At 70.6% G+C, this 14,514-nt stretch carries 12 protein-coding genes; 6 read left to right on the top strand and 6 right to left on the bottom strand.

Annotated elements, in window-relative coordinates; all coding sequences use genetic code 11:
• Window positions 1–57 precede the first annotated feature (57 nt).
• Complete coding sequence (gene recC, locus NC7_RS09755) at window positions 58–3,447, bottom strand: exodeoxyribonuclease V subunit gamma (protein WP_067981172.1); 3,390 nt, start codon at window positions 3,445–3,447, stop codon at window positions 58–60.
• A 190-nt stretch (window positions 3,448–3,637) separates the two neighbouring features.
• On the opposite strand from recC, the gene NC7_RS09750 reads away from it, so the two are divergent.
• The 4 genes from NC7_RS09750 (at window position 3,638) to NC7_RS09735 (ending at window position 7,306) form a co-directional block, all read left to right on the top strand.
• Entirely contained in the window at window positions 3,638–3,844 is a 207-nt protein-coding gene (locus tag NC7_RS09750; RefSeq protein WP_067981171.1) for a hypothetical protein, read from the top strand.
• A gap of 76 nt (window positions 3,845–3,920) precedes the next feature.
• A complete protein-coding gene (locus tag NC7_RS09745) occupies window positions 3,921–4,814 on the top strand; it encodes a serine hydrolase (protein WP_084458242.1) in 894 nt (297 codons plus the stop codon).
• A gap of 83 nt (window positions 4,815–4,897) precedes the next feature.
• Complete coding sequence (locus NC7_RS09740) at window positions 4,898–6,316, top strand: NAD(P)/FAD-dependent oxidoreductase (RefSeq protein WP_067981170.1); 1,419 nt, start codon at window positions 4,898–4,900, stop codon at window positions 6,314–6,316.
• Window positions 6,317–6,493: 177 nt separating this feature from the next.
• Window positions 6,494–7,306 carry a hypothetical protein gene (locus NC7_RS09735; protein WP_067981169.1) on the top strand — a complete coding sequence of 271 codons (813 nt, stop codon included), beginning with the start codon at window positions 6,494–6,496 and terminating at the stop codon, window positions 7,304–7,306.
• Between the two features lie 49 nt (window positions 7,307–7,355).
• On the opposite strand, the gene NC7_RS09730 is transcribed toward NC7_RS09735, so the two are convergent.
• The 4 genes from NC7_RS09730 to NC7_RS09715 form a co-directional block, all read right to left on the bottom strand.
• Window positions 7,356–8,021, bottom strand: a complete 666-nt coding sequence (locus tag NC7_RS09730) for an urease accessory protein UreD (RefSeq protein ID WP_067981168.1) — start codon at window positions 8,019–8,021, stop codon at window positions 7,356–7,358.
• Complete coding sequence (gene ureG / locus NC7_RS09725; RefSeq protein ID WP_067981167.1) at window positions 8,011–8,718, bottom strand: urease accessory protein UreG; 708 nt, start codon at window positions 8,716–8,718, stop codon at window positions 8,011–8,013. Before ureG ends, NC7_RS09730 begins: the two co-directional genes overlap by 11 nt.
• Window positions 8,719–8,740: 22 nt before the next feature.
• Window positions 8,741–9,514: an urease accessory protein UreF gene (locus tag NC7_RS09720; RefSeq protein ID WP_067981166.1), complete on the bottom strand. Its 774-nt coding sequence runs from the start codon at window positions 9,512–9,514 to the stop codon at window positions 8,741–8,743.
• Between the two features lie 160 nt (window positions 9,515–9,674).
• Window positions 9,675–11,144: an MFS transporter gene (locus NC7_RS09715; RefSeq protein WP_067981165.1), complete on the bottom strand. Its 1,470-nt coding sequence runs from the start codon at window positions 11,142–11,144 to the stop codon at window positions 9,675–9,677.
• A 91-nt stretch (window positions 11,145–11,235) separates the two neighbouring features.
• Here NC7_RS09715 and NC7_RS09710 point away from each other — a divergent pair, with 91 nt between their 5' ends.
• Window positions 11,236–11,907 carry a TetR/AcrR family transcriptional regulator gene (locus NC7_RS09710; RefSeq protein WP_067981164.1) on the top strand — a complete coding sequence of 224 codons (672 nt, stop codon included), beginning with the start codon at window positions 11,236–11,238 and terminating at the stop codon, window positions 11,905–11,907.
• A 1-nt stretch (window position 11,908) separates the two neighbouring features.
• Here NC7_RS09710 and NC7_RS09705 read toward each other — a convergent pair whose 3' ends face one another.
• Window positions 11,909–13,126, bottom strand: coding sequence for a DUF418 domain-containing protein (locus tag NC7_RS09705; RefSeq protein WP_067981163.1), 1,218 nt, complete (start codon window positions 13,124–13,126; stop codon window positions 11,909–11,911).
• 317 nt (window positions 13,127–13,443) lie between these two features.
• On the opposite strand from NC7_RS09705, the gene NC7_RS09700 reads away from it, so the two are divergent.
• Complete coding sequence (locus tag NC7_RS09700) at window positions 13,444–14,430, top strand: alcohol dehydrogenase catalytic domain-containing protein (protein WP_067981162.1); 987 nt, start codon at window positions 13,444–13,446, stop codon at window positions 14,428–14,430.
• The last annotated feature ends 84 nt before the right edge of the window (window positions 14,431–14,514 follow it).

Raw genomic sequence — 14,514 nt, 5'->3', positions numbered from 1 at the left:
CCGATCGCGCCCAACCCGCCTCGGTCGCCCACAGCGCCCCCACGGGCAGCGATGTCTTCATGGTTGCCCCTGACTCTCGGCGGCGAGCAACGGGCCCCACCAGCGGCGGGCGACGGCGCCGAAGCGGGTGGTCTCCGGTTCGCCGGAGCGAGCGGGTTCGGCGATCAGCTGCTCGAAACGTGGGGCGCGGCCCCAGACGTAGCGCAGGTAGCGGTCGGTGTGGTCGCCGAATTTGTCGGGGCCGTTGGGGCCGCCGTCGAAGGCGTGTTCGGCGGCGAGGAGGGCATCGGCGACGCTGTCGCCACGGAAGCGGCGTTCGGCGTAGGCAGCGGCGGCGGTGGGGGCGACGGGCAGGGGTTCGCACAGGCCCTCGTCACGCAGACGGACCAGATCGCGCAGGATCGACAGTGCCGCGGGTGGTTCGGGCGCGGTGATGATCGACCGGGCGACGGGGCGGCTACGGAACTGGCCGCGACCGGTACTGATCGCCCGCCACGACCTGTCCTCGGTGGCGGCCAAAGCCAGCAGCGAAACCCACGCTGCCAGACGGTGTTTGGGCGCCAGCCGCGAGTAGGTGGTGCGCACGAGTGTTTCGCCACGTACTTCGGGGACGGTACCGGCGAGGGTGCGACCGTTGCCCAGGTCGACGGCGATGTCCACCGCTCGCGGGCCCGCCTCGTAGTCGGGCAGCGCGGTGCGCACGATGGTGTCGACCGTGCCCTCCACCTCGTCGAGCACACGGGTGCCGAAACCGAAGGGCGGCAACGTGCCCCGTCGCCACTCGGCCGCGCGCAGGCCCGCGGGGTCGGCGCCGGTGAGCCGGGCGGTGAGCATCCGCTCCCCCAGGTCCCATTTGGCCAGGCCGTCGAGTTCGATGGGCAACTGGTCGGCGATGTCCTCGGATTCCTCGGGGACCCGCAGGCCGAGGCGCTGCCACAGGAACGCGCGCACCGGGTGTTCGGCGAACGCGATCAGTTCGGCCAGTGCCACGTCCGCGAGCGGGGCGGGCGGGAGAGGCTCGGCGAGCAGCGGTGGGCGTGGACGGGACGGACGCGCGGCAGCCCGGGCGCCCGCGAGGGCGACGGTGTCGAAGCTGCGTGGGCGCTCGGGTGCGAAATTGCGTCGGTCGAAGGCCTGGAGCGGATGCCGGATGTGCACGTCGGGCATCGCGGCCGAGCCCACGTGGGTGGCGAGCACGTCGAGTAGTTCGGCCACCGGGACAGCGGGCGGGCGGGCCGCACCGGTGACCGGGTCGGCGCCGGTGTGCAGCACCAGCAGCTGTTCGGTGGCAGCCATGATCGCGTCGAGCAGCAGCTGCCGGTCCTCGCTGCGGGCGTCGCGTTCACCGATCAGCGGGTCGCGGGCCAGCAGGTCGTCGCCGTCGACGCTGCCGGTACGCGGGAAGATGTCGTCGTCGAGGCCGAGCAGTACCACCACCCGGTGCGGCACCGATCGCATGGGGACCAGCGAGCACACCGTGAGCTCACCGGTGCGGAAGTTGGCGCGGCCGGGCGCGCCCGCGAGCCGGGCGGTCAACAGCACCGCGACATCGGCAAGCCGCAGGGGTGCGTCACCCGCGTGTTCGGTGGCGGCGACGATCTCGCGGCGCGCCTCGGCCCGGACCCAGGCGTAGGAGTCCGGCACATCGGTGAGCAGCTCGAGCGCGCGCAGCAGCACCGACGTCCACTGCGCGGCGGGCCGGGGCCCGCGCAGGTCCCGAAGGCAGACCGCCACCCGGTCGACGAACTCGGCGAAGCGCCCCGCCAGGTCGACGTCGTTGGAGTCGACGTCGTCGAGGGGCAGCGCCAGGTCGAGCCAGTCGTCACCGGACTCGTCGGCAGTGACGCCGAGCAGGATGCGATCCACGGCGGCGTTGAGGGTGTTCTGGGCGAAGTCGGCCAGGCCGAACGCTTCGCGCTGGCGCTGCCCGATACCCCAGCGCGCACCGGACTCGGCGGCCCAGCCGCGCAGCCGTTCGATGTCGTCGTCGTCGAAACCGCAACGGCGGCGCACGCTTTCGGCGGCGGCCAGGTCGAGGACCTGCGTCACGGTGACGCGCCCGTCGGCCAGTTCGAGCAGGTCGATCACCACCGCGAGCATCGGGTTGGTCACCGCACGGCCCCGGTCGGCCAACCGCACCCGCAGCTGATGGGCCGGATGTTCCCCGGCTACGGGTTGGTCTCCCGTGCCCGATCCGCGCTGCCCGAACGCCGCCCGCACCAGCGGGGCGTAGGCCTCCACGTCCGGGCACATGATGAGCACGTCGCGCGGTTCCAGTGTCGGGTCGGCGGTGAACGTGCGCAGCAACAGATCCCGCAGTACCTCCACCTGCCTGGCCGCACCGTGACAGGCGTGTACCTCGATGCTGCCGTCCGGCGCCGCCCCCGCCGCCGGGGCACGGTCGTCGCGGATCGCGCACTGCACCCGCCCGAGCAGGGTCGTCGGATCGAGTCGCGCCGGGAGATGACTATCGCTGTCCAGCAACGGTTTCAGCCGCTGCTCCAGCTCCCGGACGTCGCGGCCGAGTCCGGCGAGCAAGGGGTGCGAAACGCGATCCGCGGTCCGATCGGCCGACCGGGGCCACGCCGTAGCCGCGGCCGTGCTCGGCGACGCCAGACCGGACCGCGGCGACGATGCGTTGCCGGTCGCACCGTGTCCGGCGACATCGGCGAGTGCCGTCCACAGCACCGGGCTCGGATGTGCCAGCCACAGGTGCACCTCGCGATGGGCGGCGAGGGCCGTGAAGACCGCGAGCTGGTCGACGGGCAGGCGGGTGAGACCGAACAGCGACAGGCGCTCGGGCAGGTCGACGGCCGCGGGGTCGACGCGCAGCCGACCACAGGCGTCGGCGAGGCGCTCGGCCGGGCTCGGGGAGCCGATGGCCGTGCGCAGTGCGCGCCACAGCTTCGGCTGCCAGGCCAGGTCGTCGGGCACCCGGCCACCCGCGCCGTCACCGTCGATGCCCGCCACCCAGTCGAGCAACACACGCGGACGCTGGGCGGCATAGGAGTCGAACAGGGCGCCCAGGTGGGCGGCGGTGGAGTAGCGCCTGCCGAGACGGTGGTCGCCGCCGGGCAGACCGAGGTGACGGGCCAGCACCGCCGCCCACGGTTCGGCGGCCACCTCGTCGATCACCCGCAGCACCGCCCACACCAGCCGCTGCCCGGACCACGGGTCGTCCTCGGGGGCGATGCCGTTCGCGACCGCGAGCACGTCGGCGACCAGCGCCGCGGGCGAGGGGAACGAGATGTTGGCGGCCACACCGTCACCGGTGGCACCCACGCCGAGCACGCCGGACAACCGCTGCGCCAGCCAGCGCTCGACACCCTTCGCCGGAACCGCGACCACCTCGGGGGCGAACGGATCGGCGGGCGCGACCGCGAGCACCTGTCCGAGCCCGTCGGCCAGCGCGTCGGCGCGTTCGGCGCGATGGAGGTGCAACGGCATCCGTCGTTTATACGCCCAGCGACCGACCCGCAATCATGCGACCCCGCCCCTACCGGCGGCAAGGGCTAGTGAAATAGACCACACTGCAACGCGTTACCGGCCCCGCCTGCGCCAGGCCGGAGCCGGGGCGTGGGACTCTGCTGGCTCGGGTGGGACGGTTCGACCGCAGTGCGAAAGGCGGGTTCGGTTCATGATCGCGCAGGTGATTGCCCTGGTTCCCGACGGCGGGTTCGTCGTCCGCCGAGCAGGCGCCCGCTGGGAACTCATCAACTCCCGGCGATACGGCCCCGACCAGGTGCTGCACTCCTGGCCGCTGAACCGCCACGGCGAGGCGTTCGAACACTGCCACCGGCTCAACGGCTGCCCCATCGCCACCCCGCACGCCGCACATCACTGATCCAATCCCGGTGTGCCACAAGGCCGCTTTGTGACGATTCGGCAGCGAAGGGTGCGTCGGGGCCGCCGATGTGCCAGTGTGGACCCTCGTGCGTGACCGTTCCCCCGCCACCCGCGTCGTTTCCCGGGTCGCAGCAACAGCCTGTCTCCTCGCCGCCGCGACCGCCCTCACCCCGGGCGTCCCGGTGCTCACCACCACCGCGCAGGCCGCGCCGGTCCTGACCCAGGCGTGCCTGCCCGGGTTCGACTGCGACATGAGTTCGCGGATCGCGAAGGTGAACAGCTACCTGGCCGGTCGCCCCGGCGTCGTCGGCTACGTGCTGCGCGACCGCGTCACCGGCGGCCTCTACGCCAACGAGCACGCCGAGAACCAGGTGTGGACCGCCTCGACGATCAAGCTGGCCATCGCCGCCGACCTGCTCAACCGGGCCCGGGTCGGCGCCATCGCGCTGTCACCGGAGGACCGGGGCAATATCGAGGCGATGCTGGCCACCTCCAACGACCAGGCCACGGATGTGCTGTGGCACAAGTACATCGGCTTCGACCGGATGGCCTACAACAACGCCTTCCGCACCTACGGCATGGTCAGCCTGATCCCGCAGCCGACCAACACCGCGCTGTTCCCGGACTGGTCGTTCCAGAAATGCACCGCCGCCGACCTGGACCGGCTGATGAACACCATCCTCGACACCATGCACCCCGACGACCTGGCCTACCTGCTCGACCGGATGCGCTCGGTCGACTCCAACCAGCACTGGGGTGTGTGGGGCGCGGGCGCGGCGATGCGTCCCGGCCTGAAGAACGGCTGGTCTGCCGAGGCCGACGGCTGGGTGGTGAACTCGGTCGGCGTCGCCGGTGACGGCGAGCGCTACACCCTGGCCATCATGAACGCGCTCGGCGCCGACGGCGGCTACACCGAGGGCGCCGAGACCGACACCAAGGTCGCCCAACTGCTTCTTGCGGGTCGCTGAGGCGTCACGTCCCGTAAGGTCGATCTTGTAACCTGTCACCATCATTGCGGGGTCGAGCCCCAGTCAGCCGAGGAGTCAGGACGATGAGCACTCAGTCTGTCGGGAACCAGCGACACCGCGTGGTGGTGATCGGTTCCGGCTTCGGCGGGTTGTTCGGCACCAGGCACCTGCGCAGGGCCGATGTCGACGTCACGCTGATCTCCAAGACGTCGACCCACCTGTTCCAGCCGCTGCTGTACCAGGTGGCCACCGGCATCCTGTCGACCGGCGAGATCGCCCCCGCCACCCGCCTCGTGCTGCGCAAGCAGAAGAACGCGCAGGTGCTGATGGGCGACGTGGTCGACGTCGACCTGAAGAACCAGCAGGTCACCTCGCGCCTGCTCAACCGCGACACGGTGACGCCCTACGACAGCCTGATCGTCGCCACCGGCGCGCAGCAGTCGTACTTCGGTAACGACCACTTCGCCACCTACGCGCCCGGTATGAAGACCATCGACGACGCCCTCGAGCTGCGCGCGCGCATCCTCGGCGCCTTCGAACAGGCCGAGCTGGCCGAGACACAGGAGGAGCGCGATCGGCTGCTCACCTTCATCGTCGTCGGCGCCGGTCCGACCGGTGTGGAGCTGGCCGGGCAGATCGCCGAACTCGCCGACCGCACCCTCGACGGCACCTTCCGCACCATCGACCCGCGCGACGCGCGCGTCATCCTGCTCGAGGGCGCCGGTGCGGTCCTCGGCCCGATGGGCCCCAAACTCGGCGCCAAGGCCGCCAAGCGGCTCGCGAAGATGGGCGTGGAGATCCAGCTCAACGCCATGGTGACCGATGTCGACGCGCACGGCGTGGTCGTCAAGGACAAGGACGGCAGCACCCGCCGCATCGAGGCGATGTGCAAGGTGTGGTCGGCGGGTGTGCAGGCCAGCCCGCTGGGCAAGATGATCGCCGAACGCTCCGACGGTACCGAGGTGGACCGGGCCGGGCGCGTGATCGTCGAACCGGACCTCACGGTCAAGGGTCATCCGAATGTGTTCGTGGTCGGCGACCTGATGTCGGTGCCGGGTGTACCCGGGCAGGCGCAGGGCGCGATCCAGGGTTCCACCTACGCGGCCAAAGCCATCAAGGCCGGGCTGAAGGGTCAGACCCCGGCCGAGCGCAAGCCGTTCAAGTACTTCAACAAGGGCTCGATGGCGACGATCTCGCGGTTCGACGCGGTCTGCCAGATCGGCAAGCTCGAGTTCAGTGGGTTCCTCGCCTGGCTGGCGTGGTTGGCGCTGCACCTGTACTACCTGGTGGGTTACCGCAGCCGGATCGTCACCGTGATCGGCTGGTTCGTCTCGTTCCTCGGCCGCAATCGCGGTCAGATGGCGGCGACCGAGCAGTGGGTGTTCGCCCGGCTGGCGATCGAGGAGGTCAACTCCGACGTCTCCGAGGCCGACGAACTCGCCGCCCACCTCGGCGCCCCGCCGTCGGGGCGCAAACAGATCGACGAGCGCAAGTCCGGGTAGCACGTCTGCTCGCGAAGCCGGGTGGTCCTCTCGGACCGCCCGGCTTCGTCGTTTCCGGTTACCTTCCGGCACACCGATATTGCGGGTTGCCGACGTTTCGGACCCATCCGCCCACGGCACCGGTCCGAATGTCGGAGGTCATATGTGTGACCAAATCCCCCGGATGAAAGGTGATCTATGGCGACGGGGAAACACAGGGCGCCGAGCCCGCAGCGGCAGAAGGTCGGTTCGGTCGTCGCGGCGGGAGCGGTACCCCTGGTCATGGCCCTGATCGGCACGGGCACCGCGAATGCCGATCCCGCCCAGGCGGCGGTGACCCAGCCCGAGCACCCGGTGGCGCCGGAGTTCGACGCGGCGGCACCCAATGCCACCCCCTACGTGGTGCCGCCGATGCCCGCGAACACCCGCAGCTCCCTGGCGTGGTCGCGATCGGGGCCGGAGACCGACTACCTGTCTCCGGTCGGTCCGCTGCACGCGCCCCAAGCGGTGGCCCCGGTACCGCCGATCCTGCCGCCGCCGGGGCAGTTCCGCTTCGGTGACCAGCAGGTTCCGGTGCCGGACTTCGTTCCGGTCGACACCTCCATCCAGATCAACGACGCGGCGGCCAACACCGAGGCCAACCTCGCGACGTTCCTGGACTCGGTCGGCCTCGAACGCAGCCGGTCCGACCGCATCGCCGAATCGACCCTCGGGTCGGCGGCGCGTGGCGCGGCGGTCGGTTCCACCGTGGCGATTCCGGTCGCGATGATGGCCAGCACCATGGGCGCCGTGGCCGGGCTCGTCGCCGGGGTGGTGTTCCTGCCGGTCGGTCTGGTGGCGGGTCCGATCCTCGGCGGGATGGCCGGGTACATGGCGGTGTCGGTGCCCGCGACGGTCGTCGGTGCCGGAGTCGGCGCGGCGGTCGGGGCCGCGAGCGGTTTCCTCGCACCGCCGCGCGGGGTCACCCCCGACGCGGTCGACGCCGAGGAACCCGAGCTCGTCCAAGCCTGACCCGCAGACGTGGTGGGAGTCGGATACGTCCGGCTCCCACCACTTTCGGTTATCCCACAGCTACCGGAGTGAGCAGGCGGGCGCTCGTGCGCGTCGCCAGCGAGCCACCCGCGGCCAGCGGCAGGCGGACCGCGTCCAGACCACCGACCCAGGCGGGGCGGTCGTCGGGGTAGACCAGTTCGCTGTCGATCGCACGGGGCGCGTCGAGGCGATCGTCGGCCGCGGCTCCCGCCCCGAGCTCGAGACGATGCCGCAGCAGCGGCACCTCCGCCACGTCGGCCACGAGATCGCCGCGCCAGCCGCCGCCGTCCTCACCGCTGCGACCGAGCTGCACCCGTTCACGCAACCGTAGCCGCGCGTCGACGGCCAGCACCACGGTCGTCACCATGTGGTGGTCGGCGCCGCCCGCGACGATGGTCGGCTCAGGATCGAAATCCAGCTCGCCGCCGGTACCGACCTCGAAGTACCACCGCGCCGACGACCGCGGTGTCACCGCACTCGGCAACGCGATCGTCGCCGCCACCGAGCGCACCACCAGCCGCGCCCCCGGACGTACCACGATGCGGATGTCGAGTTCGTCCCCGCCGAGCGGGGTGGCGGCGGTGCCGATCAGATGCACGGTGTCGGCCCCGGTGTGACGTCCGGCCAAGCCGCCGACCGCGTCGATGCGCGGGAGCAGGCCAGGGGCGGCGACGATGCTCAGTTCAGTGCGCAACGCCCGCGGCCGCGTCCTGTTCGGTGGCGACGCGCAACTGCTCGCGCACCCAGGCCAGCACGGGGCCCGCGGTCGGGTCCTCGGTGAGCGAGATCAGCGCGGTCGGCCTGCCCTCGCGCACCTTGGCGGCGTCGCGTTCCATCACCCCGAGGTCGGCGCCGACCAGCGGGGCGAGATCGGTCTTGTTGACCACGAGCAGGTCGGAGAAGGTGACGCCGGGGCCGCCCTTGCGCGGCACCTTGTCGCCGCCCGCCACGTCGACGACGAAGATCTGCACGTCGATCAGGCCGGAGGAGAAGGTGGCGGTGAGGTTGTCGCCGCCGGATTCGACGAGGATCAGGTCCAGCGGGGGGTTGGCCGCGACCAGGTCGTCGATGGCGTCGAGGTTGGCGGTGATGTCGTCGCGGATGGCGGTGTGCGGGCAGCCGCCGGTCTGCACGGCGGTGATCCGCTCGTCGGGCAGCACGGCGTGGCGACGCAGGAAGTCGGCGTCCTCGGTGGTGTAGATATCGTTGGTCAGCACCGCGAGGGAGAGTTCGTCGCGCAGCTGCCTGCACAGCGCCGCGACCAGCGCGGTCTTGCCGGAACCGACCGGGCCGCCGATGCCGACCCGCAGCGCCTCACCGGGCACCCGATCGCGCTTGGGCCGGTCGTGGCTGTGATCGTGCGGTTCACCATCGATCAGGTGCGGCGGCATGGAGTCTCCTTCTTCTCGGGATTCAGGATGCGAACAGGGGCATGTCGCGGTGGAGGTGGCGTTCGGCGAGCGCGTCCTGCAACGGGTCCGACAGCGCCGCCAACCCCGTGGCGGCCTCGGCGGCGACCCGGTCGCACAGGGGTGCCAGGCGCAGCGTGCTCGCGGCGATGGCGGCGGGGTCGAGGGCGAGGAGGCGTTGCGCGGCGGTCGCGGCACCGGTGAGCGTGGTGTAGACGACGACGCCCGCCAGGTCACGCGGGCTCGCACCGCAGGCTGTGCCGACCAGCCCGAACACCGTCGACAGGTGCGGGCGCGTTCCGACCGAGGACCAGTTCGGGTAGTCGGTCTCGGCGGAGGCCGGGTTCTCGGTTCCCTCGCCGCTGTCCGCGCCGCCGACGTGCTTCGGCCGCGAGTTGACAGTTCCGATTGTCGTGCTGTCGGGGGCGCGCATGTGGGCCGGACTCGGCCAGAGTTGTTTGGCCAGACGAAGAAGGCCGCGGCCCTGGGCGCGGGAGGCGGCGCGGGCGGCGGGAGATGGTGTGCGAGCATCGGTTTCGAGGTCGGCGCGTTCGGGAGTGAGCGTGCCCGCGCAGACGGCGGCGGCGAGTGAGGCTGTCACCAGGCCGGTCGTGGTGATGCGGCGGCGCAGGTACAGCTCGACGCTCGCGTTGTCGCGCAGCAGACCCGAGGACACCGCCTCCTCGACACCGCCGGAATGCACGTGCCCGCCGATGGGCAGGCGTGAATCGGCCAGGGCGAGCAATGTCGCCAGGCCCGCCGCACCCTCGTTTCGCATCCGACGATCCTATGCAACGCCATCACCGCGACGCTCGGCGAGCCGATCCCGGGCGCACGCCGGGTGGTCCTCCTCACAGCGCGCGCATCATCGCGCACGCGGCCGCCGCACGTGTGGTCCGCGGTGGGCACGACGTGCTGGTGGCCGCGCCCACGTCACCTCAACGTGCCGACCGCGCCGATCGCCAGGCGAGTGCGGCCATCGCAAGCAGCAGCAACGCACCGCATGTGGTCGCGACATGCATGCCGCTGACGAACGATTCACGCGCGGCATGGGCCAGGCCCGCGTCGCCACCGGAATGCACGAGGGTCTCGCCCAGCGTCTCGTCGAAATCGCCGCCGGAACGGAACACCAGTGCCGCCAACGAGCCGAGCAACGCGAGCCCGAGCGCGTTGCCGAGTTCGAAGCTGGTCTCGGAGATGCCGACCGCCGACCCGGCACGCTCGGCGGGCACCGCCGAGACCGCGACGTCCGACACCAGGGTGAAGGAGATGCCGTACCCGATACCGGCGATCACCGAACCGGCCACGTACCAGGCCAACCCGCCGTCGACGCCGACACCGAGCAGCATCAGGTTGCCGACCGCCGACGCGCCCAGCGCCAGGGTGAACGCGGCCCGCACCCCGATCCGCAAGCCCAGATTCGCACCGCTCATCGAGCAGACGAACACCGCGATCGCCATCGGGATACCTAGCAGCGCGGCCTGCAACGGGTCGCGTCCGGTGACCGACTGCAGGTACACGCTGGTCAGATAACTCATGGCGGCCAGCGACATCATGCCTGCCATGCTGGCGCCGATCGCGACCCGGAACAGCGGCCGGGTGAACAGCGACAGGTCGAGCAGCGGTTCGCTGAGATGACGCTGCCTGCGCACGAACAGCACGAGCATCACCGTGCCGACACCGGCGATCACCAGCGAGACAGGATCGAAGCCGTCGGCGGCGATGTGCTTGATGCCGTAGATCACCGGCAGGATGCCGCCGATCGACAGCGCGACACTCGGCAGGTCGATCGGGCCGAGGGTCGCGGAGCGGTGTTCGGGCAGTAGGAACGGCCCGAACAGCAGCAGCACCGCGAGCACGGGGATGTTGATGAGGAACACCGAACCCCACCAGAAGTGGTGCAGCAGCAGTCCGCCGATGATCGGGCCGACGGCCGAACCACCCGCGAAGAACGCGGTCCAGATGCCGATGGCGGTCGCGCGCCTGCGCGCGTCGGGGAAGAGCGTGGAGATCAATGCCAGGCTCGACGGCAACAGGGTCGCACCGCCGATACCCATCAGCACGCGCGCGGCGATCAGGATCGGGGCGCTCGGCGCGAAGGCGGCGAGCACCGAGGCCACCCCGAACACGGCCGCACCGGCGAGCAGGATGTTGCGTCTGCCGATCCGGTCACCGAGATTGCCCATGGTGATGAGCAGGCCCGCGAGCATGAACCCGTAGATATCGAGGATCCACAGCTGCTGGGAGGCGGTGGGGTCGAGGTCGCTCGTGAGGGTCGGCATGGCGAGGAACAGCACCGAGATGTCCATCGACACCAGCAGCACCGGCAGCAGCAGCACGCCCAGTCCGAGCCATGCGCGGCGTCCACCGGCGACCGCGGTGGGCACCGCCGGTTCCAGCTTCGTCATTCCGAGATCCTTCCCAGGGTATGCGTACGGCGTACGCGGGGCACCGGTACAGTGTACGCATTAAGACCGGATGACGAAAGTGAGTCATGGGATGACTGAGGCCAAGCTCACCAGGGCGGCGATCGTCGACGCCGCGATCGCCCTCGCCGATGCCGACGGCCTCGACGCGGTATCGATGCGGCGCATCGCCGATCGGCTCGCGGTGGGAACCATGTCGCTGTACCGGCACGTGGACAGCAAGGACGAACTGATCGCGGCCATGACCGACGAGATCGCCGCGCGCCATCCCTACCCCGATCCCACCGGGCAGGACTGGTCCTGGCGCGACCGGGTGCGCATCGCCGCCGAGGTCGATTGGCAGCTGTATCAGCAGCATCCGTGGGTGCTGCTGACCTTCGCGGTCCCCCGCTACAGCTTCGGCCCCCAGGGCTTGGCGAGCCTGGCGTGGCTGGTGGCGGGCCTGCGCGAGCTCGAGGTGACGGCGCGCGAGGCCACGACCATGGCCTTCACGGTGTGGAACTACATCTCCGGTGCGAGCCTGCCGGTGGTCGGTGGCGCCCTGCTCGCCGACAAGCGCACCGCGACCGACGACCCCAACGGTCTGCGTGATCTCCTGGAAGGCACGCCACAGTTCCCGGTGCCGCCCGCCTTAGCGGACCTGGAGGGTGCGGGCGTGAGCGAGCTGACCTCACAGGATCTGCTCTACCTGGGCCTCGACGCGCTCTGTGACGGTTTCGCCGCACGCGCCGACCGGTCCGGCTAGCTCATCGAACAGCCTGCACCGCAACCACTTTCGGGTTCCGCCAGGTAGGAATCGTCAGATAGGTGGCGGCGCGCAACACCCATTCCACCGGACCGTAGGGATGGTGACGCAACCACCAGGCACTGAGCGCGAGCTGGGCGGCGAGGGTGACCAGCGCGACGAGCACGACCACCGGCGGCGCGACGGTGTCGGCGAGGGCGAAACCGTATCCGGTGTAGACCACCATCAGCACCACCGACTGGCCGATGTAGTTGGTGGCCGCCATCCGCCCGGCGGGCGCGAGCACGGCGAGATACCGGCCGGTGCGCGGCGAGCGCGCCAGCCGCAGGACCAGCGCGACATAGGCGAAGGTCATGGCGGGCGCGATGAGGTATTGGAGTCCGTGGACCAGGACCGGCGGATGCCACCAGTCCATCAGCTGGGCGAAGGTCATGGCCGAGATCGGGAGCCCGAGCCCGAACCCGATCCACAGCACCCGGGGCGACCAGCGCGCGATGGTCGCGGCGTCCTCGAACAGATTGCGTTGACCCGCGACCATGCCGAGCAGGAACATCGCCAGGCTCGGCACGCCCTGGCCGATCCAGATGAGGATCGCGAACACCGGGGCGACGGAGGTCTGGGCGGCGAAGGTGTCGGCGAAGCTGCCGGTGTAGTCCGCCGACATCTTCGGCAGATCGAGGAACAGCCCGAGGCCGAGCGTGCCCGTGTCGCTTCCGGGCAGGAACGCGAAGGCCGACCACAGCGCATACAGCACGATCGCGGTGATGACAGCGGTCCGGGCCGAGAGATTGCGCAGGGCGACCAGCAGCAGGCACAGCGCCGCGTACAGGGTGAGGATGTCGCCGACCCACAGGAAGGACACGTGCAGCAGGCCGATTCCCATCAGCGCCGCACACCGCCGCAGCAGCCGCCGCACCGGTGGCGCCCCGGCCCGCTGGGCCGCCGCGATCTGCAGGGTGAACGAGTATCCGAACAGGAACGCGAACAGCAGGTAGAAACGCCCGGTGAACAGCGCGTCGACGCCCGCGCGGACCAGCTGATCGGCGGTGCCGTCGAACAGCGAACGCGGATCCTCGCGGGTGCCGACCGCCGACCACAGGGTGGTCGCGATGATCACATTGGTGAGCAGAATGCCGAACAGGGCGAATCCGCGCAGGATGTCGACCTCGCCGATGCGGCGGCCGGAAGATGCCGCGGGTGAAGGGGTTCCGGCTGTCATGGACCGAGAGTAGGCCGCAGTGCCTCGCCGGTCGTCCCCCGGAAGACCGATTCGGTGGAGCTACGGCAGGGGGCATCGGTCACCCTCGCGGCGTATTGACACGGGCGGATTGTGCGCGGACACAATGGCGAAAATGTCGCATACGGGCCGATCGGCGCAGCCTCGCATCCTGAGCTGAGGCGGTCCGAGATGGGCTGTCGTCGGCCGCTGCGCCGAGCGCGCATCGCGCGACCGGAACGTGCGGACTCGGGGGAAGTACGGGGCGGTGGAAGAATGGGCGCATCGTGCACGACTCGCGACCAGCTTCGGAGGCGGACATGCAGGCAGTGGTGATCGAACAGTTCGGGGAGCCGAAGGACGTACTCGGGGCGCAGACCGTGCCCGCGCCCGAACCGGGGCCGGGTGAGGTGCGGCTGACGATGACGCTCTCCCCCATCCACAACCACGACCTCGCCATCGTGCGCGGGGTGTACGGGTACAAACCGCCACTGCCCGCGATTCCGGGAACCGAGGCCGTCGGCGTGGTCGACGCGGTGGGTCCGGGCGTCGATCGCGTGCAGGTCGGACAGCGGGTCGCGGTGGCCGGGGCCAGGGCCGCGTGGGCGGAGTTCTTCCTCGCGCGCGCCGACCAGGTGGTGCCAATGCCGCCGTCGGTGCCCGACGAGACCGCCTGCCAACTGCTGGCCATGCCGTTGAGCGCGCTGATGCTGCTCGACGATCTTGGCGTCGAGCCCGGTCGGTGGATCGTGGTCAATGCCGCCAACGGCGCGGTGGGTCGGCTGGTCAACCTGTTCGCCAAGCAGCGCGGCGTGCGGGTGCTGAGTCTGGTGCGGGGACCGAGTTCGGTGCGGGCCCTGACCGACCTCGGGTACGGCCCGGTGCTCGACACCGAGACCGAGGGCTGGACCGACCGGGTGGCCGAGGTGACCGGCGACGAACCGATCGTGCGGGCCGTCGACCAGGTCAGCGGTCCGGCCGCGAACACGCTGATGTCGCTGCTCGCCCCGCGCGGTGAGCTCATCTCCTTCGGCGCGCTGTCGGGCCAGCCGCTGGTCGTCGACACCGGCGCGGTGATCTTCAAACAGGCTGTGGTTAAGGGGTTCTGGGGCCAGCAGCGCGGCGCCGAGATCGACCGCGCGGACTACGTGCGGCTCATCACCGAACTGGTCGGGCTGGCCGCCGAGGGCACGCTGCGGCTGGAACTCGACGGTGAGTATCCCCTGGACAAGGCCGGTGACGCGGCCGTGGCCTCGGAAACGCCGGGACGCAACGGCAAGATCGCCCTCCACGGCTCGGCTCGCTGACACGGACCGGTGCGCACCCGCCGCCACGCGCGGTGCGCACCCATCCGAACATCGCCTGCCACAAGTGAATTCGGCAATTCGGAT

It is taken from the genome of Nocardia caishijiensis NBRC 108228 (genome assembly GCF_001612825.1).
GTDB classification, from domain to species: Bacteria; Actinomycetota; Actinomycetes; order Mycobacteriales; family Mycobacteriaceae; genus Nocardia; species Nocardia caishijiensis.
Note: the sequence above shows the minus strand (reverse complement) of the source record. Positions and strands in the feature narration are given on the sequence as shown.

Bases quoted from the DNA above. Each gene is read 5' to 3' on its own strand.
- NC7_RS09740 (WP_067981170.1), top strand. From the start codon at position 4,898: ATGAGCACTCAGTCTGTCGGGAACCAGCGACACCGCGTGGTGGTGATC.
- NC7_RS09735 (WP_067981169.1), top strand. From the start codon at position 6,494: ATGGCGACGGGGAAACACAGGGCGCCGAGCCCGCAGCGGCAGAAGGTC.
- NC7_RS09720 (WP_067981166.1), bottom strand. From the start codon at position 9,514: ATGCGAAACGAGGGTGCGGCGGGCCTGGCGACATTGCTCGCCCTGGCC.
- NC7_RS09705 (WP_067981163.1), bottom strand. From the start codon at position 13,126: ATGACAGCCGGAACCCCTTCACCCGCGGCATCTTCCGGCCGCCGCATC.
- ureG (WP_067981167.1), bottom strand. From the start codon at position 8,718: ATGCCGCCGCACCTGATCGATGGTGAACCGCACGATCACAGCCACGAC.
- NC7_RS09750 (WP_067981171.1), top strand. From the start codon at position 3,638: ATGATCGCGCAGGTGATTGCCCTGGTTCCCGACGGCGGGTTCGTCGTC.
- recC (WP_067981172.1), bottom strand. From the start codon at position 3,447: ATGCCGTTGCACCTCCATCGCGCCGAACGCGCCGACGCGCTGGCCGAC.
- NC7_RS09710 (WP_067981164.1), top strand. From the start codon at position 11,236: ATGACTGAGGCCAAGCTCACCAGGGCGGCGATCGTCGACGCCGCGATC.
- NC7_RS09700 (WP_067981162.1), top strand. From the start codon at position 13,444: ATGCAGGCAGTGGTGATCGAACAGTTCGGGGAGCCGAAGGACGTACTC.
- NC7_RS09715 (WP_067981165.1), bottom strand. From the start codon at position 11,144: ATGACGAAGCTGGAACCGGCGGTGCCCACCGCGGTCGCCGGTGGACGC.